The following is a 22585-nucleotide window of genomic DNA, read 5'->3' as shown; positions in this document are numbered from 1 at the left end:
TGATTTCCGTGAATTTCCGTACACTCGGCATCGTCGTCGTCGCCGCGCTCGTCGTGGTCGCGGTCGCGGCCGGCGGGCTCTGGGCGTTCGGCCGGCTCTCGTATCTCGACTCCTACGGGAGCCAGTACGACTACAGCGTCCGCGTCTCGGCGGACGAACCGATTTCGAACGTGACGGTCTTGGTCCCGTTCCCGGTCAGCGACGGCTCCTCGGCAGTCGGCGACGCCGTCGAATCCCGTGAGTACCTGCTTCCGACGGGCTGGGCGTACGACGTGGCCGAGACGGAGTACGGGCCGATGCTTCGCCTCCGGGCCGACGAGATTCCCGCCGACCCGACCTACTACCGGGCAGTCGTCGAGAACGACCGACTCGTCCGCTGGGAGCCGATTCCAGCGAGCGAGTACAGCCAGAACGACTCCGACACGCTCCGCGTCGAACACGACGCCATAGACCTCAGCGCCGACGTGCGGGTGAACCAGTCCATCGACACGCTCGCGCCCGAGGGGGCCGAACCCCTGTTCGAACCGCGCGAGAACGCCCGGCTCGTCCCGTGTGACTGGCCGAGCAACAGCGACGACACTCGGTGTTACGACTACGAGTCGATGCTGTTCGTGCAGTACGACGGCCCCGAGACGACGAACGTCTCCGTGAGCGTCGAACTCCGCGGCGCGAACTCGTGGTGGGTCGGCGGCTGGAACTACAACGAGTACGTCGACCACGTCGCTGTCTACGACCTCCCGGCGGACCGGCAGGGCTGGGTCGCCGCCGACGGTGAACTCCGAACCGGCGTCGGGAACTACCCCCGGAACTCGCCGCAGTAGACGGGTTCTCACCCGGGTGAGAGCCCACTCAGCCTGCGCACGACGGGACAGGCCCGTCCCAGACGACTACCGCTTCGGGCAAACGTGGCGAGTCACACACAGGTTTTTGCTATCTTGCACGATTATACATGATAATGTCTGGCGACGGCCCGCTGCGGGCGACCCGAACTGCGACCGAGACGGACGACGAGGAACGAGGCGACTTCCGGCGGTTTCAGGAGTCGCGCGACTACGACGTGGCGGACGTAGCCGAGCACGCCGACCTCGCCGCCGACCTCCGGGAAGTCGTCTCCGGTGAGGTGCGGTTCGACGAGTACGCGCAGGTGCTGTACGCCACCGACGGCTCGATTTACCGGGCGCGGCCGGCGGGCGTGGTCATCCCCCGCGACGAAGACGACGTGCGCGCCGCGGTGCGGACGGCGGCCGACCACGACGTGCCCGTGCTCCCGCGCGGGGCGGGGTCGTCGCTGGCGGGACAGACCGTCGGCCCCGGCTGCGTCGTCATCGACTGCTCGAAGTACATGGACGAAATCGTCTGCGTGGACCCCGACGCGCGGCGGGCGCGGGTCCAACCCGGCGTGGTGCAAGACGACCTCGACGACCGCCTCGCCGACCACGGCCTCAAGTTCGCGCCGGACCCCGCTTCCTCGAACCGCGCGACCGTCGGCGGCGGCATCGGCAACAACTCCACCGGCGCGCACTCGGTCCGCTACGGCATCACCGACGCCTACACCGAGGAGTTGCGGGTCGTCCTCGCCGACGGGTCGGTCGTCCACACCCGCGACGTGGTCGTCGGGGGCGACGAGTGGGACCGCATCGTCGGGAAGGACGACCGCGAGGCCCACCTCTACCGGACCGTCCTCGGCCTCGTCGAGGACCACGAGGAGGAAATCGAGCGGAAGTACCCGAGCCTCAAGCGGTCGGTGTCGGGCTACAACCTCCACAAGGTCGTCTCCGAGACCGACGACGGCGAGACGGTCGTCAACCTCTCCAAACTGTTCGTCGGCGCTGAGGGCACCCTCGGCGTCGTCGTCGAGGCCACCGTGTCGCTCGTGACGGTTCCCGAGGAGACGGCGCTCGTCCTCTACGCCTACGACGACCTCGTCGAGGCGATGGCCGCGGTCCCCGACGCGCTCGACTTCGACGCCAGCGCGGTCGAACTCATGGACGACGAGGTGTTGCGGATGGCCGCCGAGTCGAGCGAGTACGCCCAGTACGTCGAGGAGATTCCCGACGGGACGGCGGCGACGCTGATGCTGGAGTTCGACTCCGAACTGCACGACGACTTCGAGGCGGTGATTCGCGAGGCGAACGAGCACTTCCTGCGAGACGGCGACGCCGAGTCGGCGGCAGGTGACGTGCCGGCGGCGGGCGACGACACCGACGCCAGCGACGGCGGTGCGTTCGAAGCCATCGAGGCGTACACGCCCGAGGCGCAGGCGGACCTCTGGAAGCTTCGCAAGGCGGCGATACCGCTTCTCATGTCGCTGCCGGGCGACCCGAAGCCCTACCCGTTCATCGAGGACGCGAGCGTCCCGCCCGAGGAGTTGGCGGAGTACGTCCAGTCGTTCGAGGAAGTGCTGGAAGACCACGGCACGTCGGCCGCGTACTTCGCCCACGCCGGCGCGGGGACGCTCCACATCCGCCCCATTTTGAACCTGAAAGACGGCGCGGGCATCGAGACGATGCGCGCCATCACCGACGACGTGACCGACCTCGTGTTGGACCACCGCGGGGCCTTTTCGGGCGAGCACGGGGATGGGATGGCCCGGACCGAGTGGAACCCGAAGATGTACGGTCCCGAACTCTGGGGCGCGTTCAAGGAGTTGAAGACGGCGTTCGACCCCGAGTGGCGCATGAACCCCGGGAACGTCGTCTATCGGGACGGGCCCGACGACCTCGGCCCGGACGGCGACCGCGGCGTCGGCGCGGACATGCGCGAGAACCTCCGGTACGGCGCGGTCTACCAGTCTATCGAGCCCGCGACGACGCTCGACTTCTCGGACGAGAACGGCTTTTCCCACCTCGTCGAACTCTGTAACGGCTGCGGAACCTGCCGACAGACCGGCTCGGAGACGATGTGTCCGACCTACCGCGCCTCGAAGGACGAGGCCGAGACGACCCGCGGCCGGGCCAACATGCTCCGCGCGGCCATCAGCGGCGACCTCCCGGAAGACGAGATTCACTCCGACCGCTTCCAAGAGGAGGTGCTCGGCCTCTGCGTCGGCTGTAAGGGCTGTCAGAACGACTGCCCGACCGGCGTCGACTTGGCGAAGCTCAAAGCCGAGGTGAAACACGCCCACCACGCCGAGGAAGGGGCGTCGCTCCGCGAGCGCCTGTTCGCCAACATCGACCGGCTGGCCGGCGTCGGAAGCGCCCTCGCACCCGTCTCGAACTGGGCGGCCGAGCTACCGGGCGCGCGGGCCGCGATGGAGCGACTCGCGGGCGTCGCCTCCGACCGGTCGCTCCCGTCGTTCACCCGCGACACGCTCGAATCGTGGATGGACGCGCGACGACCCCGCGTGCCGGCGAGCGAGGCCGACCACCGCGTCCTCCTGTTTCCCGACACCTACACGAACTACGTCACGCCCGAAATCGGGAAGGCGGCGGTTCGCGTGCTGGAGGCCGCCGGCGTCCACGTCCGACTCGCGGAGGGCGTCGGGGCGAGCGGCCGGGCCGCCTACTCCAGCGGCTTCCTCGACCTCGCGCGACGGCGCGCGGGCCACAACGTCGAGACGCTCCGCCCGTCGGTCGAAAACGGCTGGTCGGTCGTCTTCGTGGAGCCCTCGGACGCGGTGATGTTCCAAGACGAGTACGCCGACCTCCTGCCGGACGACGCGGTCGCCCCGGTCGCCGCGGCCGCCTACGGCGTCATGGAGTTCCTCGACACCTACCGGCTGGACGAGGCCCTCCCGATCCGCGGGCGCTCGGCTGACAGCGACGGCGCGGCCGGAACCGTCGCCTCCGCGGTCGCCGACGGCGGCGCACTCGGTTCGCTCACCTACCACGGCCACTGCAACCAGAAGGCGCTGAACAAGGACCACCACGCGGTGGGCGTCCTCCGACGGGTCGGCTACGAGGTCGACCCGCTCGATTCGAGTTGTTGCGGCATGGCCGGAAGCTTCGGCTACGAGGCCGAACACTACGACCTCTCGAAGGCCATGGGGGACATCCTGTTCGAACAGGTCGACGAGAGCCGGGGCGACGAAGTGGTCGCCCCCGGCGCGTCGTGTCGGACGCAACTCGAAGACAGAGACGATGCGGCGCGGCGACCGCCGCACCCGATAGAGAAGGTCGCGCAGGCGCTGTCGGGCTGAGCGGGCTACTCGAAGCACTCGACCGGCCGGACGGAGTTCCACGGGTCGGGGTCACGCGTCGAGTCCGGTTCACGGCGTTCCGCAATCACATCCCTTTTGCCGGTTTGCGTGGCACGTCAAGTCAGACCATGTCCGATGCACCCGATGTCGGCGAACTCACCCCGCCGAATCGCACGCTGATGGGCCCCGGCCCGAGCGACGTCCACCCGCGCGTCCTCCGCGCGATGTCCACGCCGCTCGTCGGTCACCTCGACCCGTCGTTTATCGACATCATGAACGAGGTGCAGGAGCTCATGCGTTACACGTTCCGCACCGACAACAAGTGGACGATTCCGGTCTCGGGGACCGGGTCGGCGTCGATGGAGGCCGCCATCGGCAACCTCGTCGAACCGGGTGACACGATGCTCGTCCCGACGAACGGCTACTTCGGCGGGCGCATGGAGTCGATGGCAGAGCGCGCCGGCGGCGAGGTCGTCCACGTGGACGCGCCGTGGGGCGAGCCGCTCGACCCCGCGGACGTACAGAACGCCTTCGACGAACACCAGCCGGACGTGTTCGGGTTCGTCCACGCCGAGACCTCGACCGGTGTGAAACAGCCGGGCGTCCCCGAACTGACGAGCATCGCCCACGACCACGACGCGCTCGTCGTCGCCGACACCGTCACCTCGCTCGGCGGGGTCGAACTCGAAGTCGACGACTGGGGCATCGACGTGGCCTACTCCGGCCCGCAGAAGTGCCTGTCGTGCCCGCCGGGCGCGAGTCCGCTGACGCTCAACGACCGCGCGATGGACAAGGTGCTCTCGCGGGAGGAGCCGCCCCGCTCGTGGTATCTCGACCTGTCGCTGCTGGAGGGCTACTGGGGCGACGACCGCTCGTACCACCACACCGCACCCATCACCAACGTCTACGCCATCCGCGAGGCGCTCCGACTGGTCGCCGAGGAGGGCATCGAAGAGCGGTGGGCGCGCCACCGCCGGGTCGCGGGCGCGCTGAAAGCCGGCGTCGAGGCGATGGGCCTCGGTCTCAACCCCGAAGAAGAGTACTGGCTGCCGAGCCTCAACGCGGTGCTCGTCCCCGACGGCGTGGACGCCGGCGCGGCCATCGACTACGTCCTCGAACACTACGACCTCGAAATCGCCGGCGGCCTCGGCGCGCTCGCGGGCGACATCTTCCGCGTCGGCTGTATGGGCCACTCGGCGCGGCCGGAGAACGTCTCGTTCCTCCTGACCGCCCTCGGCGAGGCGCTCGAAGCGCAGGGCGCGGACGTGGACCCCGAAGCCGGCTTCGCCGCCATGCGCGAGCAGTTGGGTCAGTAGCGACCGCGAACCGACGACAATTCGACGCGAACCGCGGCGAAACTCGGCGAAACCGACGCAAAACGCCCGCCACGGAGTCCCGTATTCATGAGCATCGCCCCGCGAGTGGCGACCGGAGCGACTCACCATGAACCGACGCAAACTTACCCTCATCGGCGTCGCGCTCGCGGCCCTCGTCGCGACTGCGGGCGTCGCCGCCGCCGCACCGAGCGACAACGCACACGAATCGTCTCCCGCGTCCGAGGCCGACCAGCGTGGACCGCCGGGTGAACTCCCCGACCCGGTCCCAGACTTCGTCTCGGACATCCACGACCTCGTTAGCGACTTCCTGAGCGGGGCCCTCGACGGGTCGCTTGGGGACACGCTAAGCGACCGCGTCAACGACTTTTCGGGTGCGTAACTAAGTGTGACCCGTCGGTAGCCGACAACTGCGCTAAACGACACCCGTCCAAACCGAATTTCCATTTCATATGAGACGCACACTCCTCGTCGCCGCGACAGTTCTGGTCCTCCTCACGGCCGGCATCTCAGCCGCGTTCGTGACCGGAGTCGGACCGTTCTCGGACGACTCCGCCGCCGAGTCCGACGAAGCGTTCCCCACGCAGACGACCGCGCCGCCCGACGACGACGGCGGTGACAGCGGCGGGAGCGACAGCAGCGACAGCGGTAGCAGCGATAGCGGAGACAGCAGCGACGACGGCGACGCGACCGAGAGCGAATCGGTGCCGCCGTTCGGCGTCGTCGTCGACAACATCGAGAAGTGCGGCCAGACGTGCCGCGACGTGACGAGCACGATAACGAACCAGCAGGACGCCGACAGTTCCGGCGTCACCGTCTACAGCCGCATCTTCGTCGGCAACAGCACCGACCCGGACGACGAGGTCTGGCGCGGGTCCCAAGCGGTCGGCGACCTCGCGGCCGGCGAGTCCTACACGACGACGAAGCGCGTCAAACTCTCGTACTCCGAGGCGTTCGCGGTCCGACAGGCCGACGGCTGGATTACGGTCCAGACGACCATCGAGACCGACGACCGAACGCTGACGTACACGGAACAGCGCGACGTGGCGTAGGTCGCGCGAGGCCGCGGCGCGGGATGCGAGCCGTCCCACCGCTTCCGCAACGACTTTTCGCGCCGGCCGCAAAGCCGGGGTATGAACATCGAGGTTCGCGAACTGGCCGACCTCGGCACCGACGCCCGCCGCGCCTTCTTCGAGCGGGACGCCGGTGTCGAGGAGGTCCGCTCCGACGTGCGCGACATCGTCGAGCGCGTCCGCCGAGAGGGCGACGTGGCGGTCCGTGAGTTCTCAAAGGAGTTCGACGGCGTCCAGGTCGGCAACATCGACGTGACCGACGCTGCCGAGCGCGCCTACGACGAAATCGACGACGACGTGCGCGAGGCTATCGAGGACGCCGCCGCGAACGTCCGCGAGTTCCACGAAACACAGGTCCCCGAGGACTGGCGCGAGGAGTTCGGCGACGCCGGCACCCGCGAACTCGGGCGTCGCTACCGCCCGCTCGACCGGGTCGGCGTCTACGCCCCCGGCGGCACCGCCGCCTACCCGTCGAGCGTCCTGATGGGCGTCATCCCCGCGAAGGTCGCGGGCGTCGAACACGTCGCGGTCGCCACGCCGCCCGCCGAGCCGATGAACCCGGTTACGCTCGCCGCGATGCACGTTGCGGGCGCGGACGCGGTCTACTCGGTCGGTGGCGCGCAGGGTATCGCCGCGCTCGCCTACGGCACGGAGACGGTGAAGGCCGTCCAGAAGGTCGTCGGGCCGGGCAACAAGTGGGTCACCGCGGCGAAGGCCGAGGTCCGCGGCGACGTGGACATCGACTTCCTCGCCGGTCCCTCCGAGGTACTCGTCGTCGCCGACGAGACGGCCGAAGCGCGGTTCGTCGCCGCCGACCTCGTCGCGCAGGCCGAACACGACCCGAACGCGTCGGTCGTCGCCGTCACCGACGACGCCGACCTCGCCGCGGAAGTCGTTGCGGAGGTCGAACGACAGGCCGGCGAGCGCGAGCGGACAGAGACCATCGAGGCCGCGCTCGAAAGCGACGCGTCGGGCGTCCTCCTCGCGCGGTCGATGTCCGAGGCGGTGCTGTTCGCCGAGGAGTACGCGGCCGAGCACCTGACGATTCAGGCCGACGACGACGAGGCGCTGTTGGACCGCATCGACTCCGCGGGGAGCGTCTTCCTCGGCCCGTACACGCCCGTCGCGGCCGGCGACTACGCCTCGGGGACGAACCACGTCCTCCCGACCGGCGGGGGCGCAAAGCGACAGGGCGGCCTCTCCGTAGACCACTTCGTCCGCTCGACGACGGTCCAGCGTCTCGACCGCGAGGGGCTGTCGGAGCTTTCGGAGACGATTACGACGCTCGCCGAGGCCGAAGGGCTCGACGCGCACGCTCAGAGCGTCCGCGAGCGGTTCGAAGAGTAAGCGAACGCGGCTCGTTCGACTCGTTTTCCGCCGACTTGCATCCGGTAGTCGCAGCCTACCGGGGCGGCTTCGGGTTCTGCCTGCGCCACAGTTAACCGTTCCCACAGTATAGTGGGGCGTATGAGCACGGAATCCGCGAGTGGCGGCGGCGATGTGGCGGTTGCGGTCACGCCCGCGGCCGCGGACGAAGCCGTCTCCCTCCTCGAAGGGGAGTCGATGGACACCGACGTGGCAGGCCTCCGGCTGTTCGTTCAGCAGGGCGGTTGCGCCGGACTGTCCTACGGGATGCGCTTCGACAACGAACCGGAAGACGACGACACGGTCGTCGAACAGCACGGCCTCCGCGTGTTCGTCGACCCCGCGAGCATGAACTACATCGGCGGCGCCACCCTCGACTTCGAGGGCGGCCTGCAGGGTGCGGGCTTCCACGTCGATAACCCGAACGCCGAGAGCAGTTGCGGGTGCGGCGAGTCGTTCCGGACGTAGGGACCAATTTCTTAAGCCACCCCCGCGCCAATCGGTGGCATGGCCGAACTCCAGACCCAGACCGTATCGAGCGGCAAGACCGTCTTCGTCGCTACCGACGAGCCAGAGCGAGGCTCGAAGGGGCCGTTCTACGTGGTGTACTCGACCGAGGACGCCGAGAACCGCTGGGGCTACCTCTGCGGTAACTGCGACTCGTTCGACACCGCGATGGACACGATGGCCCGCATCGAGTGCAACAACTGTGGAAACGTCAGAAAGCCCGAGGAGTGGGACGCCGCTCACGAGTAGTCGAGCGCCCAGCGCGGCCGTTCGTCAACTATTGGTATGTCATACCGTGGCAATCTTTATCAGGGGTGCGAGTGTACGTAGACGTGCATGGCCCAGGCTTCGATGCCTCCTGTTCAGGAGGCTCGGTCGATATTCGGCCGGCTCGGCTACTCCGTCTCGGGCGACGGACCCGATATGCTGGCCGAACGCAAGTGGCGTACGGTCCACGTGACCGCACTGAGTTCGCGCGAAGCGACCGAATGCCGTCCGGTGCTCGCAGACGGCGGAACCGAGACACCGTATCGGTTCCGCTGCTTCGTGACGTGGGACGACCACATCAGCGCGCTTCGAGAGCGGCTTCGCGGTATCGACCTTCCATACGAGTGGGCAATCATCGGCGTGTCAAACGGTGGTGGGAACGACTACGAGGTCGTTCACGGAACGAACACGTAATCGAAACGGGGCGTCTTCGCCCAAACGTTTTCTCAGCCCGTCGCTAACGGACGAGCATGTCGCAGGCCGCACAGACTGAGCTGGCGCAATTCGTCCGGAGTAGACGGCTCAACGCGGTACTTGCGTGGCTGTTCGTGGGGTTCCTCGTCGCGGTCGCCGTCGGGAGCGTCGTCACCGGCGGCGACCTCGTCTGGGGCGGGTTCGCGGCCGTCGTCGCCGCGGTCACCGTCGTCCCGGCGGTCGCCTTCCGCGAACCGCGAGCGATGCTCCCGTGGGAGGTCGTCGCGCTCGCCTCGTTCCCGCTCGTCGCCCGCGTCCTCGTTCGGGGACAGACCATCGGCGGTGTGACGTTCACGGGGCGCGTCTCGACCTACCTCGCGGTGGCCGCCATCGCGCTCATCGTCGCCGTCGAACTCGACGTGTTCACGCCGGTCCGGATGAACCACTCGTTCGCCGTCTTCTTCGTCGTCATCGCCACGATGGCCGCCGCCGGCGTCTGGGCGGTCGTCCAGTGGCTCTCGGACCTCTATCTCGGGACGCGCCTGCTGTTGAACGGCCGCCCCGACGAGGTTATCGAGACCGGACTGATGTGGGACTTCGTCGCCGCCACCGTCGCCGGACTCGGGGCCGGGTTGCTGTTCGAGTACTACTTCCGCCGCCGAGCAGGCTCGCGCGAGCGGCTCCCCGAGGAGGTGGCGGATGTCGCCGAGGACGTGAATCCGGGGGAGGCGGACGACTACTCCGCGTCGGAGGGAGGTGAGTCGTCGTGAGGATTCGCTCGCACCTCCACATCGACGCGCGACGCCAGCGCCAGCTCTCGCGGGCGATGCAAGTCGTCCTCGTCGGGCTCGTCTTCATCGGTCTCGACCGCGGGAACCTCGGCATCGTCGTCAACGCGCTCGTCGGCCTCGGGGTGACCTACCTCCCGGCGCTACTCGAACGCGACTACCGCATCCCGATGGACGCCGGGCTGACGCTCTGGATATCCTCGGCGGCGTTCCTCCACGCGGTCGGCACGGTTGGTTTCCCCGGTTCGGAGACCAGCTTCTACGCGGGCGTCTGGTGGTGGGACCACCTCACGCACGCGCTGTCGTCGTCGGTCGTCGCGGCCGCCGGCTACGCGACCGTCCGCGCGGTCGACGAGCACTCGGCGGATATCTACCTGCCGCCGCGGTTCATGTTCGTCTTCATCCTGCTTTTCGTCCTCGCGTTCGGCGTCCTCTGGGAGGTCATCGAGTTCGCCATCTCCGGGGTTGCCTCGCTCGCCGGCACCACGTCGGTGCTGACGCAGTATGGCCTCGACGACACGCTCCTCGACCTCGTGTTCGACGCCGTCGGTGGAGTCATCGTCGCTATCTGGGGGACTGCACACCTTTCCGACGTGGTCGGCGCGTTGCAGAAACGGCTCGAAGGGACAACTCGCTGACAACACCCTGCCGCCGACCAGCGCACCCGAATTCCCCGACAACGGGCGAATTCTGGCGATTCCCGATATACATTTGTACACGGACTGAGACGTTCATACCGATGTCGAGTTGGATTGGTGACGAGGACGAAGACGAGGGCGGAGACGCGGCCGACGCGTTCGAGGCGGTCGGCCGCCGCCGTCGACTCCTCCAGGCGCTCTCGTCGGAGCCGCTTTCGAAGGCCGACCTCGTCCGCGCGCTCTCGGTCTCTCGGTCCACCGTCGACCGCGGCGTCGAGCGCCTCGTCGGGCTCGGACTCGTCGAGCGGTCGAACGACGGCTTCGTCGCCACGAGCGCGGGTCGCGTCGCCTTGGAGACACACGACGAGGCGCTCCGGTCGATGGCGAACGTGCTCGACGCGGTGCCGATACTCGACCGCCTTCCCGAGTCGGTCAGTCCGCCGCCCTCGCTGTTCCGCGACGCGGTCGTCTGCACCAGCAACCTTTCGGAGATAGAACAGCGAGCCCCGCTCGATTTCGATATCAGCGAGGTGACGGCGCTCACCGGATTCAACGGCCCGTTCCTGTTCAGCATCTGGTCCGAAGCGCGCGAACAGCTCGCGCGGCTCGGCGACAGCGCCACGCTCGTCCTCTCGGCGGAGTCCCTCGACTGGCTCTCGAAGCGCTACCCCGACGGCCTCGACGCCATCGTCGACGCCGGCGTCCGCGTGTCCGCCGTCGAAGACGAACCGGGGTTCGGCGTCGTGGTCATGGACCGACCGACGACGGCTTCGGTCACGGTCGTCGTCTACGACCACATGGGCGGCCCGGAGGCGCTGGTCGTGAGCTACGAACCATCGGCCGTGGCGTGGGGCCGGCGGCTCGTCGCGGCGCGCGCCGAGACCGCCCGTTCGTACCGTCCCGACGAGTGAGTCCCGCGACGACGCGCCGCGGGTCGCTCCGTCCGCCCCGTTCACCTCCTTTTCTCCACCCGTCCCGCCGACGAGTCGGGGACGATTATTTGTGATAGTAAGACGAAGGGTCCGACGAGATGGTGTTCAAGAAAATCACCCTTGTCGGTCGGAGTGCAGAGAGTTTCGACGCCGCCGTCGACGACGCGATTAACCGCGCCGAGGAGACGCTCGCGGGCGTCCACTGGGTCGAGGTAAAGGAACTCGGCGTCGAACTCGCGTCCGTCGAGACCCGGGAGTACCAAGCCGAGGTCGAAGTCGCGTTCGAACTCGAAGGGCAAGACGGCGAGTAGAGACGACGCTCACCCGCGTCGAGGCGATGACGGCCGCGCCGCTTCCGCGCCGTCTCGCCCGCCCGCGGGCCGTCCCGACGGCTTCTTATCCGCCCGCACCGCCACATTCGAGAAGCGAATGCCTCGGCTCCTCCACTACTCCGACATCGAGAACGTCTTCGACGACACCGAGCGCGCCGGCCGCCTCGCGGGCTGTGTCCGCGCCCTCGACGGCGACGACACGCTCGTGGTCGGCACCGGCGACAACACCGCGCCGGGCGTCCTTTCGCTCGTCGAGCGCGGCGGACAGGCGCTCGACTTCTACGACGCCGTGGACGCCGACCTCGAAACGTTCGGCAACCACGACTTCGACTACGGGCCGAGCCGGACCCGCGAACTCGTCGCCGCGAGCGGACCGACGTGGGTCACGAGCAACGTGCACGGTGAGGACGGCGGCCGGTTCGCCGCCGCCGAGGGGAGCGTCCCACGGACGACCCGCGAGGTGGACGGGCTGACCCTCGGCTTCTTCGGCGTCACCGACCCCGCGACCGGCACCATCAATCCGGAAGCGGCCGACCTCGACTTCTCGGACCCCTACCCGGCCGCGTCGGCCGCGGCCGACGCGCTCAGAGCCGACGGTGCGGACCTCGTCGTCGCGCTCTCACACCTCGGCAGCGGCGACGACGAACTCGTCGCCCGGTGCGACGTGGACCTCGTCCTCGGCGGCCACGTCCACGCCGAGCGCGACGACGTGGTCGACGGCGTGCCAATCGTCCGCCCCGGCGCGAACGGCCACGTCGTCTGGGAGGTCCGCGTCGCCGCCGACCGAATCGAGACGGTCCGCCACCGGACCGCCGAGTACCGGGCCGACGAGGGGCTGGTCGTGGCGCTGGCGGGTCGGGTCGACGCCGCCGGTCTCGACGAGGTGCTCTGTCGAATCGACCGCCCGATGGACCGCGCCGAGGAGACCGTCGCGGCCGGCGAGTGCCGCGTCGGCAACGCCATCGCCGACGCCTACCGCTGGGCGACCGGCGCGGACGTGGGGCTGCAGAACAGCGGCGGCATCCGCTCCGGCCCGCCCGTCGGCCCCGACGTGACCCACGCCGACCTCGTGAGTCTCGTCCCCTTCGAGGAGCACCTCGTCGTCGCCGAGGTGACTGGCACGGAGCTACTGGCGGCGTTCGGGGCCGCCCGCGGGGCCGAGATGGGCTTCGGGGAACCGGACTGGTGGCACGCCCACGTCAGCGGCGCGCGCATCGTCTGGGACGACGACCGCGACGAGGTCATCGAGGCGTTCGTCGGCGGCGAGCCAATCGACCCCGAGGCGCGCTACACCGTCGCCACGAGCGACTACCTGCTCCACAGCACGCAAGAGTTCCCGGCCATCACGCAGGCCCACCGCGTCGGCGAGTTCGAGATTCAACACGACGCGCTGGCGCGCTATGCCCGCGAGGTCGGCTTCGACGCCGCGGTCGAAGGGCGCATCGAGCGCCGGTCGGCCACCCGCGCCGACGACTGAGCGCGGTCGGAGGGCCGAACCGGGCGCGCGTCCGTCGGCCAAGCCGACCGAGAGGGAAAGGTTCACGCACGCCCGGCGAGTGGTTTCGGAGTATGACACGGGTCGTGGTCCCGGTTCGGTACCCCCTCTCGAAACACTCCCGGGCGACGCTCGAAGAGGCCGTCCGCGTCGCGCGAGAGCGCGACGCCGAGTTGACGGTCCTCCACGTCGACCTCTACCAGTCGAACCGCGGCGTGACGCGGACCGAACTCAAGCGGGCGGTCGAAGCCGAGTTCGGGCCGCTCGTCCGCGCGCGCTACGTGGTCCGCCGAGGCTTCCTCGTCGAGGAGACGATTCTCGAAGAGGTCGCCGCCGAGGAGGCCGACATCGTCGTCATCGGGTCGAAACAGGCGAGCCGCTGGCGGCGGATGCTCCGGCGGTTCCTCGACGACCCCGATATCGACGTGTTCCTCCGCGAAAAGCTCGACTGCACGGTCATCACCGTCCGCGCGGACGACTGAGCCGGCGACTCTCGGGTTCGGATTCGGATTCAGTTTCCCGTTTTCCCAGTTTCGATACAGTTCCCAGTTCCGACTGTGTTCGCCGTTCCTCGTCAGTCGTCGGCGGTGTCCGTCGACTCGGCGTCCGTCGGCTCCGGGGCGTCAGTCGCGTCAGTTGGGGCTTGCGGGGCGTCGGCACCCTCGCCGTCAGAGACCGGATGGGTGGGCGCTCCCGGTGCCGGCGACGCGGTGGCGTGACGCCGGTTTGCGGCCTCGTTGTTGGTGACGTGCAGGCTCCCGCTGGTCTCGTCGAAGACGAGGTGTGTGTGCGGGTAGGCGAACTCGACGGTGGCCTCGGACTCCTCGACGAGCGTCCAGAGGCGCGTCTGGACCTCCGACTGAATGCGGCCGATTTTGTACGGCTTCAGCGCCCAGTAGCGGAGGCGCAGGAGGACGCCGTTGTCGGCGTAGGAGTTGATGTAGGCGGTCGGCTTCGCCGGGTAGCGGGCGCTTCCGATGCGGATGTCCGGCCCGCCTTCGACCACCGCGTCGCAGTCGCGGGCGGCGCGCTCGACGAGGTCGCGGGCGGCGTCGATGTCGGACTCGTAGGTGACGAGCACGTCGAGCGACAGGCGAGTCCGCTCGTCCTCTGCGGAGTAGTTGATGACGTCGCGGTCGCGGATGTTCGAGTTCGACATCACGAGAAAGGTGTTGTCGAGGGTGAATATCTTCGTGTAGCTCAGGGTTATCTCGTCGATGAAGCCCTTCGTGCCGTCGTCGAGTTCTATCATGTCGCCGATTTCGAACGGCTGGTCCGAGAGGACGAACACCCCGTTGATGATGCTCCCGACGATGGGCGCGAGAACGATACCGAGCACCGCCGAGAACACCGTCACCGAGAGGACGATGTCGCCGAGTTCGAGGCCGAGGACGTTCGCCCCGACGCCGACACCGACGAGGACGATGGCGAGACGAACGATTCGCAGGATGGTCTGGGCGACGCTCTGGCGGCGGAACTGCCGGGCGACCGGCCGACCGAGCAGCCGGACAGCGTACTTCGACAGCGCGACCGACAGGGCGACGACGACGAGGGCGACGGCGATGCGCCACCCCGGAAACAGGAGGTACTCCGGCACGAACGCCGGCGGTTCGACCGCCGTCGATTGGAGCGGGGCGACCGCAGCGTGGCTCCCCGCCGTCAGTGCCCCGCCGACCGCGCCCGACGCGTCGGCAACCCCCTCGACTCCGTGCATGGAAACCGCAACGAAGAGCGGCGAAAAAAGGGTTGTTACTCCGAGGGTTCGGTCGCGGTGAACGGCTAAGTGTCGGGGCGTCGCAGTATCTGCATGGTCAACGCGACGAGCGCCCACCCCGACTTCCGCATCACCCACGAGACGCCGCCCAGCCGAGCGCTCCTCTGCGGCTTTTCGTCGTTCGGACTCGCCGGCCTCACGGCCGTCGACTTCATCGTCGACCACCTGGGCCTCGAACAGACCGGCCACCTCACCGTCGAAGGCCTCCCGGCGGTGACCCCCTTCGAGAACGGTCGCCCCCGACACCACACCCGACTGTTCTCCCGCGAGGACCTCGACGTAACCGTCCTCGTCGGTGAACTGTTCGTCCCGGCGGTCCACGGCACCCAGTTCGGCAACGCCATCCTCGAGTGGACAGAGCGCAATCAAGTCGAGGAACTGGCCGTCCTCTCGGGGATTCCGATGGCCCACGGCCCCGACGAACACCGCGTGTTCTACATCGCCACCGACGACTACCGCGAGGCGCGACTCGCCGACAGCGACATCCCACCGATGGGACGGGGTTTCTTCGATGGCACCAACGCGGCGCTCGTCGAGCGCGGTATCGGGTCGCCCCTCGGCGTCGGCGTCTACGTCACGCCCGTCCACGCGCAGGTCCCCGACGTGGAGGCGGCTATCCGCCTCGTCGACGCCGCCAACGACGTGTACGACCTCGGCGTCGACTCCTCGCCGCTGGAGTCCTTTGCGGCCGAGGTCCAGCAGTACTACGCCGAACTCGCCGAGCGACTCCGCGACAGCGAGGCGGACCTCCCCGAGGACCGGATGTACATGTGAGCGCCGAGCCGCCCGCCCGTCGTCCCACGACGCTCGACGGCAGCCCTGCTACGGGTTGTGCCACTTGTTTTCGGAATTTTGTGCTACTCGGATTTCAGTAAATGATTTAGGTGATGCCGTACACGTCACGACTATGGCTGACGAACTGCGGCTCACCATGGAGCGAGTCGGTGAGCGCTTCAACCTCGGCGAGTACGAGATAGACGCGTATCTGGCCGTCCTCGAACACGGACAGTTGACGGCGAGCGAAATCGCCGACCGAACCAGCATCCCCCAGCCGCGGGTGTACGACACGGTCCGGAGCCTCTCGGACCGCGGCCTCGTCGAACTCCGTGAGTCGCGCCCGATGAAAATCGTCGCGGTCGACCCCGACGACGCCTTCGCGAACGTCAAGACCTCGCTGGAGGAACTCATCGAGGAACTGGAGGCGCGCTACACCGCCCCCGCCCGCGACACCGAGGCCGTCTCGCTCGTCAAGTCGCGGTCGACCATCCTCCGCTACATCGAGGAGATTATCGAGGCCGCCGAGTACGAACTCGTACTCTCTTTGACGCCCGACCTGCTTCGTCGCTTCCGCGACGACCTCGCGGCGGCCATCGACAGCGGCGTCAGCATCGACCTGCTCGTGACGCCCGCCTCCCGCGCGCCCGACCCGGACGAGTTCAACTACCTCGACGTGGCGACCATCGCCCGCGCCCGCCGCGGCATCACCTCGCCCGTTCTCGCGGTCGCCGACGGCGAGTACTCCATCTACGCGACGCAGGACGCCCTCCGCGACGACCGCGACCGCTACGGCGTCATCTTCAACCGCTCCGCGCTCGGCTTCCTCGTGAGCGGCTTCTTCGGGACCGTCCTCTGGAGTACCGCCGAGACCATCGTCGCCAACGGCAAGCGCCGGCCGTTCCCGCGCCGCTACGCCTCCATCCGCCGGGCCGTCAAGGACATCCGCGAGATAGAAGGCGACTTCTACGCCTCCGTCTCTGGCCGCGACATCGAGACGGGCGACCCCATCGTGGTCGAGGGGCGCGTCATCGAGACGGCCTTCGAGGACACGGAGGAGGTCGCGTCGCTCCACATCGAGACCGAGGAGGGCGTCGTCGAGGTCGGCGGACTGGTCGCCGCGCTCGAAGACGTGGAAGGACAGGAGATTCTGCTCGGCCGCGACGAGGTTCCGAACCGCGACGAAATCGTCTGAAGCCGCACCGTCAGTTTTCGCTTGCGTCTTTTCCGCCCGGCCAGTCCCGGCCAGCGACGGCTACTCGTCGGGGAACTCGTAGACGACCGCGCCGCAGTCCGCACAGCCGAGGACCTCGTGTTCCGGCGAGTCGTACAGCCCCGCGGTGCCGCCGCAGCAGTTGCGCGTCGTCGTCTCCTCGACCGCACCGCCGCAGTCCGGGCAGACCTCGGTGAACATCCGAATCGGCTCCGTGGCCGCGAGCGCGACCATCGGGTCGACCCCGCGCTCGACGACCGTGTAGAGCGTCGCTACGTCCGCGATAGCCTGCGGCCGGGAAATCCACACGGACATCGAGGGACCGTCGAGCGAGATGCCGTCGAACTCGGCGTCGACCGTCGCGTCGAACGGGACCGCGTTGGCGACAGCCTCGGCCAGTTCCTCGTCCGTGGTCTTCCGGAGCGTCGCCATCGTCGACTCCCACTCCTCGCGGGCGTCGTCGGCGAGGAACAGGCCGTCTTCCGCTTCGACGAGGACGCCCGCGTTCAGGAGTGTCGAGAGCATCACGTCGGGGTCGACGTTGGCGTCGAGCGACTCCGAGCGGCGGTCGGGAGCTGAGTCCTCATCGCCGTGGTCGAAGACGCCGGCGAGGCCGACGGCCGAGACCAACTGCGGCGCGAACGAGGGCGTGCCGGGGACGACGTAACCTCGGAAGTACACGGCAAGCGCGCCGCCGACGAGGACTACGAAGCCGACCAGCGGCGAGAGCACGCTGACCGCGAGGCCGACGAGGACGACCAGCGCGATATTGACGGCGGTACACGGCAGACAGCGGTTCTCGCCGGTGTGTTCCGGGCGCTTGAGTGAGTCGATGACGGACATGGTGTGAAAAGTGGGGCTGTGGGGTGTTCGCGTTCGCGGTGGTCAGTTCGCCGGGGGCGTCTCGGTCTCGGCCGCGTCGAGGCGGATCGCCTTCCCCGTCTCCGACGAGCGGTAGATGGCGTCGATGACGCGCTGGACGGCGAGGCCCTGTTCGACCGTGTTTCGGCCGGGGTGTTCGCCCTCGGCGACGGCCGCGAGGAACGCCTCCTGTTCGGTCTTGTGGGTGTCGTTGTCCTGCGTCTCAACGTCGGCGGTCGAGAGGTGGTTGCCGCCGCCGACGCCGTCCTCGTAGAACTGGAGGTCGTGGCTCGCGCGGTCGAAGCGCACGCCGCCCTCCGTGCCGCGGAGGAAGAACTCGTCGTTGGTCGGGCGGTTCGTCGCCCACGCGACTTCGAGGGAGATGGTCGTCCCCTCGTCGGTGCGGATGAACGCGCTCGCGGAGTCGTCCACGTCGAAGGCCTCCGGGCCCACGTCCTCGCCCCACATCTCGACGAAGGTGTAGTCGTCGCGGTCGCCGAACTCCGAGCGGGTGACGCCGGAGACCTCGACGACCTCGGGGAAGTCGAGGAAGTAGAGCGCGAGGTCGATTGCGTGGACGCCGATGTCGATGAGCGACCCGCCGCCGGCGACTTTCTTGGAGGTGAACCACGACCCGCGGCCGGGGATGCCGCGGCGGCGGACGTAGTTCGCCTCGACGTGGGTGACGTCGCCGAAACGACCCTCCTCGTAGTGGTGGCGGACGACCTCGACGGGGTTGGCAAAGCGGTTGTTGAAGCCGACCATACAGAAGCCGTCGGCCTCCTCGGCCGCCTCGGCGATTCGCTCGGCCGATTCGAGCGAGTGCGCGAGCGGCTTTTCGAGCAGCACGTCGAGGCCCGCGTCGAGCGCGGCGACCGCGTACTCCTCGTGGAAACGGTTCGGGGTGGTGATGATGACCGCGTCGACCTCCGCGAACAGTTCCGACTTCTCCTCGTAGGTGTTCACGTCGTACTTCTCGGCGAAGCGGCGACGGGCGTCCGCCTGGATGTCGAGGCCGCCGACGAGGGTCGCGCCGAGGTCGACGAGGCGGTCTGCGTGGTGGTGTCCGATGTTTCCGAGTCCGACGATACCGACTCGGACCGATGATTCCGTACTCATGATTCAATGATTAACTACAGGTGGTGTTAAGTTTCACGTTCTTTGGCCTGAATTGCCAGAATCGACCGCGAGCGCCCGATTAGCCAGCGTTCTCTGCGGTGGAGTAACGTGCGACTGAGCCGAGACGAGGCGACTGGCACGGGTCGAAACGGGTTCAGTAGAGCTGTTCTTCGCGCTCTTTTCGCTCTTCCTCGCGCCGCTTTTCCTCCTTGAGTCGGCGTCGCCCGCGGAGGTACTGCCTGCCCTTCGGGATGAACTTGTTCTTCAGGTCGAGGAGGAACGAGACGATGCCGTAGGCCCAGAAGAAAAACAGGACCGTCATCCCGCCGAGGTAGAACAGACCGAGTTCGTTGACCATGGATGTGTGATGTGGTGTGGCTCCGATAAGCGTTGTGCGGGCTGTGCGAGTGGCGGGCGGGCGAGCGAGGACGAACTGACGCGGGCCGTGTTACGGCCGCGTCAGTCGTCGCTTTCGGCTTCCGTGCCGGGCGCGCCGCTCGTCTGGACGGGCGTCTCGATACCGTGGCTGATGGCCTCGCCCGTCGCCGTGTCGAAGAGGTGGACGCGCGAGCGGTCGAGGACGACCGTCACGTCCTCGTCCTCCTCGATGTCGGTGTCGGGGGCGACGCTCATCAGCAGTTGGTCGTTGGCGACGCCGCTCGTGTCTTCGAGGTCCGTTTCGGCCGACTCCGAGAGCTTCAGGTAGACGAATATCTCGTCGCCCATCGGTTCGAGCACGTCGGTCACGGCCTCGATGCGGCGGCTGGGGTTCGAGACGAGCGCCTCGTCGCCGACGAGGTACACGTCTTCGGGACGGATGCCCATCGTGACGTCCGTTTCCGCCTCGATGCCGAGGTCCGCGGGGTCGAACTCCACGTCGATGTTGGTCGACTTGAAGCCGTCGGCCGTGACCTCGCCGTCGAGGAAGTTCATCGACGGCGAGCCGATGAAGCCCGCGACGAACAGGTTCGACGGTTCGTTGTAACAGACCAGCGGCGGGTCGATCTGCTGGAGTTGCCCGGAGTCGATGACCGCGATGCGGTCGGACATCGTCATCGCCTCCGCCTGGTCGTGGGTGACGTAGATGATGGTCGTGTCCAGTTCCTTGTGCAGGCGCTGGAGTTCGGTTCGCATGTGGACCCGGAGCTTCGCGTCGAGGTTCGCGAGCGGCTCGTCCATCAGGAAGACGCCGGGGTTGCGGACGATGGCGCGGGCGATGGCGACGCGCTGTCGCTGCCCACCGGACATCTCGTCGGGCATGCGTTCGAGCATGCCCTGCAGTTGGACGATTTCGGCGGCGCGTTCGACGCGGCGCTCGATTTCCTCCTTGTCGTAGTTGCGGAGGCGGAGCCCGAAGGAGATGTTGTCGTACACGTCCATGTGGGGGAACAGCGCGATGTTCTGGAACACCATCGCCACCCCGCGGTCCTTCGGCGGGAGGTTCGTCACCTCACGGTCGCCGATGAACACCTTCCCCTCGGAGGGGATGGTGAGGCCCGCAATCATCTCCATGGTCGTCGACTTACCGCACCCCGACGGACCGACGAGGCAGATAAATTCGCCGTCCTCGATGTCGAGGTTCATGTCGTCGACCGCCGTTACGTCGTCGTAGTGCTTGCTTACGTGTTCGAGTGTTACGTCTCCCATGGTTACTCCTTCAGCGCTCCTGCAGTCAGTCCACTCACGATGCGTTCCTGTGCGATGATGACAAGGATGGCCACGGGTAAGACACCCACGATGGATGCGGCGGCCATCAGGTTGTACGGGGTGTCGAACTGCCCCTGATACTTCAGGATACCCGCGACGATAGGCGCCCACGAGTCGGCCTCGCCGTTGTTCATCAGGAACGAGAAGAAGAACTCGTTGTAGACGCTGATGAACGTGAGGACGCCCGCGGTCGCCACGCCGGGTGCCGAAAGCGGCACGATGACGCGGAACAGCGCGCCCAGTCTGGTCGTTCCCTCTACCCGCGCCGCGTCCTCCAACCCGTCGGGAATCTGCCCGTAGAAGGTCGTGAGGATGAATATCGACAGCGGCAGGAACAGCGCGCTGAACGGGAACACCATCGGTGCCGGCGTGTTGAACAGGTCCGGCGTCGATATCGTCACCATCCCGATGCTAATCGCGGTGTTCCCGGTGAACAGCTCGAAAAGCGGGATGAGGAACGCCGCCGGCGGGAAGTAGCTGATGGCGAGGATGCCGAGCATCAGCACGCCCTTCCCGGGGAAGCGGAGGCGACCGAAGACGTACCCCGCGAGGCTGGCGATGAGCAACACGAGCACGGTGGTCGTGATGCCCAGCACGAAGCTGTTGAACATGTACAGGTGGAACGGCACCCGCTCGAACATCGCGATGAACACCTCGGGGTTGAACCCCTTCGGCACCAGCCCCATGTTGGCGATGAGGTTGTTCGGCGTCAGCGCCAGCACGAGCAGCCAGTAGAACGGGAACAGCGTCGTGACCAGGAAGAACAGCATCGCGACGTAGAACATCGCGCGGTACACCCGGTCGGGGTTCTTGATGGCCGAGTCGACCCAGCGGCCGAGCGGCCCCTGTTCCGTGTCGGGGTCGTCGGAGCCGATGCCGGCTCCGGGAGTTTCGCTGGACATCTTAGAGACCCTCGCTAGCGAAGTTCACGATGTACACCGAGACCACGACGGCGATGATGCCCGCGGTGACGAACGCCACGGTCGCCGAGGTCCCGTACAGCGGCGTGTTGAACGTCGTGACGACGAGACACGACAGCGACGGGACCGTCTGACAGCCGGCCATGGTCTGGATGATGCCGTAGACGCGCATCGCGTCGATGGTGCGGAACAGCATCGCCACGAGCACCGTCGGCAGGATGAGCGGGAAGGTGATGAGCTTGAACTGCTGCCAGCGCGACGCGCCGGCGACCTTCGCCACGTCGTACAAAGACCGGTCGATGCTCTGCATCCCCGCGAGGATGAGAAGCGCCATGAACGCCGAGGTCTTCCACACGTCGGCCACGATGATGAGGAACAGCGCGTCTGCGGTGTTCCGAAGCGGCGTCGTGCCGATGAGCCCGAGTTGGTTCAACAGCGCCGGGTTCTCGCTCGTCCCGACGAGAAAGCCGATGTTCGGCTGGAACATCAGGAACCAGATCATCCCCTGGATGACGATGGGCACGGCCCACGGGATGATGATGGCGACGCGGACCCACCGCCGACCGCGGAAGTCCTGGTCGAGGATGAGCGCCTGACCGAAGCCGATGAGCGTTTCGAACAGCACGCTGAAGACGGTGAAGATGAGCGTCACCGCGAGCGCGCTGGAGTAGATGTTCGTGACGAAGGGGAACTCCGAGGAGAACGTCGGGAGGAACTGCGACGGGAGCGCGTAGTTGCGCGCGCCGGTGAACAGGTCCACGTAGTTCTGCAGTCCGACGAACTCGCCGAGTCGCGCGGTTCCCGTCAGCCGGTCGGCGAACAGCGACATGCTGAACGTCGAGACCAGCGGGTAGACGGCGATTACCCCCAAGAGGACGAGCGCGGGGGTCAGGAGCAGGTACGCGAACTGCGTCTCGGAAAGCGACTCCATCCA

24 protein-coding genes are annotated in these 22585 nt (G+C 67.6%); 17 read left to right on the top strand and 7 right to left on the bottom strand.

Translation table 11 applies throughout. From position 1 onward, the window contains the following. Nucleotides 1-8: 8 nt before the first annotated feature. The 15 genes from C5B90_RS09465 to C5B90_RS09395 all read left to right on the top strand — a co-directional run bounded on the left by C5B90_RS09465 (nucleotide 9) and on the right by C5B90_RS09395 (nucleotide 13765). Complete coding sequence (locus tag C5B90_RS09465) at nucleotides 9-821, top strand: hypothetical protein (protein ID WP_115882466.1); 813 nt, start codon at nucleotides 9-11, stop codon at nucleotides 819-821. A 134-nt stretch (nucleotides 822-955) separates the two neighbouring features. Next, a complete protein-coding gene (locus C5B90_RS09460) occupies nucleotides 956-4138 on the top strand; it encodes an FAD-binding and (Fe-S)-binding domain-containing protein (RefSeq protein ID WP_115880997.1) in 3183 nt (1060 codons plus the stop codon). 179 nt (nucleotides 4139-4317) lie between these two features. Further along, entirely contained in the window at nucleotides 4318-5454 is a 1137-nt protein-coding gene (locus C5B90_RS09455) for an alanine--glyoxylate aminotransferase family protein (RefSeq protein WP_199517502.1), read from the top strand. Nucleotides 5455-5581: 127 nt separating this feature from the next. Next, nucleotides 5582-5854 carry a hypothetical protein gene (locus tag C5B90_RS09450; protein WP_115880993.1) on the top strand — a complete coding sequence of 91 codons (273 nt, stop codon included), beginning with the start codon at nucleotides 5582-5584 and terminating at the stop codon, nucleotides 5852-5854. Nucleotides 5855-5924: 70 nt separating this feature from the next. Continuing rightward, nucleotides 5925-6524: a hypothetical protein gene (locus tag C5B90_RS09445; RefSeq protein ID WP_115880991.1), complete on the top strand. Its 600-nt coding sequence runs from the start codon at nucleotides 5925-5927 to the stop codon at nucleotides 6522-6524. An 87-nt stretch (nucleotides 6525-6611) separates the two neighbouring features. After that, nucleotides 6612-7892 (top strand): histidinol dehydrogenase, encoded by a 1281-nt coding sequence (hisD, locus tag C5B90_RS09440; protein WP_394337543.1) that lies wholly within the window; start codon nucleotides 6612-6614, stop codon nucleotides 7890-7892. Nucleotides 7893-8012: 120 nt separating this feature from the next. Beyond that, on the top strand, nucleotides 8013-8378 hold the full coding sequence (locus C5B90_RS09435; RefSeq protein ID WP_058828359.1) for an iron-sulfur cluster assembly accessory protein: 366 nt from the start codon (nucleotides 8013-8015) through the stop codon (nucleotides 8376-8378). A 39-nt stretch (nucleotides 8379-8417) separates the two neighbouring features. After that, nucleotides 8418-8666 carry a DUF5816 domain-containing protein gene (locus C5B90_RS09430; protein ID WP_004042840.1) on the top strand — a complete coding sequence of 83 codons (249 nt, stop codon included), beginning with the start codon at nucleotides 8418-8420 and terminating at the stop codon, nucleotides 8664-8666. Between the two features lie 87 nt (nucleotides 8667-8753). After that, the gene (locus C5B90_RS09425; protein ID WP_013035460.1) at nucleotides 8754-9098 is read left to right on the top strand and encodes a hypothetical protein; all 345 of its coding nucleotides are present in this window, start codon (nucleotides 8754-8756) and stop codon (nucleotides 9096-9098) included. Nucleotides 9099-9154: 56 nt separating this feature from the next. Continuing rightward, nucleotides 9155-9868, top strand: coding sequence for a hypothetical protein (locus C5B90_RS09420; RefSeq protein ID WP_115880987.1), 714 nt, complete (start codon nucleotides 9155-9157; stop codon nucleotides 9866-9868). Beyond that, complete coding sequence (locus C5B90_RS09415) at nucleotides 9865-10524, top strand: hypothetical protein (protein WP_115880985.1); 660 nt, start codon at nucleotides 9865-9867, stop codon at nucleotides 10522-10524. Before C5B90_RS09420 ends, C5B90_RS09415 begins: the two co-directional genes overlap by 4 nt. Nucleotides 10525-10625: 101 nt before the next feature. Next, nucleotides 10626-11435 carry a winged helix-turn-helix domain-containing protein gene (locus tag C5B90_RS09410; protein WP_115880983.1) on the top strand — a complete coding sequence of 270 codons (810 nt, stop codon included), beginning with the start codon at nucleotides 10626-10628 and terminating at the stop codon, nucleotides 11433-11435. A gap of 119 nt (nucleotides 11436-11554) precedes the next feature. Continuing rightward, on the top strand, nucleotides 11555-11767 hold the full coding sequence (locus C5B90_RS09405; RefSeq protein WP_115880981.1) for a dodecin: 213 nt from the start codon (nucleotides 11555-11557) through the stop codon (nucleotides 11765-11767). A gap of 118 nt (nucleotides 11768-11885) precedes the next feature. After that, the gene (locus C5B90_RS09400) at nucleotides 11886-13265 is read left to right on the top strand and encodes a bifunctional UDP-sugar hydrolase/5'-nucleotidase (protein ID WP_115880979.1); all 1380 of its coding nucleotides are present in this window, start codon (nucleotides 11886-11888) and stop codon (nucleotides 13263-13265) included. Between the two features lie 92 nt (nucleotides 13266-13357). Beyond that, on the top strand, nucleotides 13358-13765 hold the full coding sequence (locus tag C5B90_RS09395) for a universal stress protein (RefSeq protein WP_004974696.1): 408 nt from the start codon (nucleotides 13358-13360) through the stop codon (nucleotides 13763-13765). A 92-nt stretch (nucleotides 13766-13857) separates the two neighbouring features. Here the strand turns inward: C5B90_RS09395 and C5B90_RS09390 are convergent, their stop codons facing one another. After that, complete coding sequence (locus C5B90_RS09390) at nucleotides 13858-14997, bottom strand: mechanosensitive ion channel family protein (RefSeq protein ID WP_115880977.1); 1140 nt, start codon at nucleotides 14995-14997, stop codon at nucleotides 13858-13860. A 93-nt stretch (nucleotides 14998-15090) separates the two neighbouring features. Here C5B90_RS09390 and C5B90_RS09385 point away from each other — a divergent pair, with 93 nt between their 5' ends. Both C5B90_RS09385 and trmB read left to right on the top strand, forming a co-directional pair. Next, nucleotides 15091-15831, top strand: a complete 741-nt coding sequence (locus C5B90_RS09385; RefSeq protein ID WP_115880975.1) for a proteasome assembly chaperone family protein — start codon at nucleotides 15091-15093, stop codon at nucleotides 15829-15831. 133 nt (nucleotides 15832-15964) lie between these two features. Then, nucleotides 15965-17026, top strand: coding sequence for an HTH-type sugar sensing transcriptional regulator TrmB (gene trmB / locus C5B90_RS09380; RefSeq protein ID WP_004974690.1), 1062 nt, complete (start codon nucleotides 15965-15967; stop codon nucleotides 17024-17026). A gap of 60 nt (nucleotides 17027-17086) precedes the next feature. Here trmB and C5B90_RS09375 read toward each other — a convergent pair whose 3' ends face one another. From C5B90_RS09375 to C5B90_RS09350, 6 genes are all read right to left on the bottom strand, one after another. Continuing rightward, a complete protein-coding gene (locus C5B90_RS09375; protein WP_115880973.1) occupies nucleotides 17087-17887 on the bottom strand; it encodes a hypothetical protein in 801 nt (266 codons plus the stop codon). 42 nt (nucleotides 17888-17929) lie between these two features. Next, nucleotides 17930-19024, bottom strand: a complete 1095-nt coding sequence (locus C5B90_RS09370) for a Gfo/Idh/MocA family protein (RefSeq protein ID WP_115880971.1) — start codon at nucleotides 19022-19024, stop codon at nucleotides 17930-17932. Nucleotides 19025-19178: 154 nt separating this feature from the next. Continuing rightward, the gene (locus tag C5B90_RS09365; protein WP_115880969.1) at nucleotides 19179-19382 is read right to left on the bottom strand and encodes a hypothetical protein; all 204 of its coding nucleotides are present in this window, start codon (nucleotides 19380-19382) and stop codon (nucleotides 19179-19181) included. 101 nt (nucleotides 19383-19483) lie between these two features. Then, nucleotides 19484-20671, bottom strand: a complete 1188-nt coding sequence (locus tag C5B90_RS09360; RefSeq protein WP_115880967.1) for an ABC transporter ATP-binding protein — start codon at nucleotides 20669-20671, stop codon at nucleotides 19484-19486. 2 nt (nucleotides 20672-20673) lie between these two features. Beyond that, nucleotides 20674-21633 carry a carbohydrate ABC transporter permease gene (locus tag C5B90_RS09355; RefSeq protein WP_115880965.1) on the bottom strand — a complete coding sequence of 320 codons (960 nt, stop codon included), beginning with the start codon at nucleotides 21631-21633 and terminating at the stop codon, nucleotides 20674-20676. Nucleotide 21634: 1 nt separating this feature from the next. Further along, nucleotides 21635-22582 (bottom strand): carbohydrate ABC transporter permease, encoded by a 948-nt coding sequence (locus tag C5B90_RS09350; RefSeq protein ID WP_115882464.1) that lies wholly within the window; start codon nucleotides 22580-22582, stop codon nucleotides 21635-21637. Nucleotides 22583-22585: the final 3 nt, after the last annotated feature.

Origin of the sequence: Haloferax sp. Atlit-12N, assembly GCF_003383095.1 — an archaeon.
Taxonomy (GTDB): Archaea; Halobacteriota; Halobacteria; order Halobacteriales; family Haloferacaceae; genus Haloferax.
This window is presented reverse-complemented; position numbering and strand designations above follow the sequence as displayed.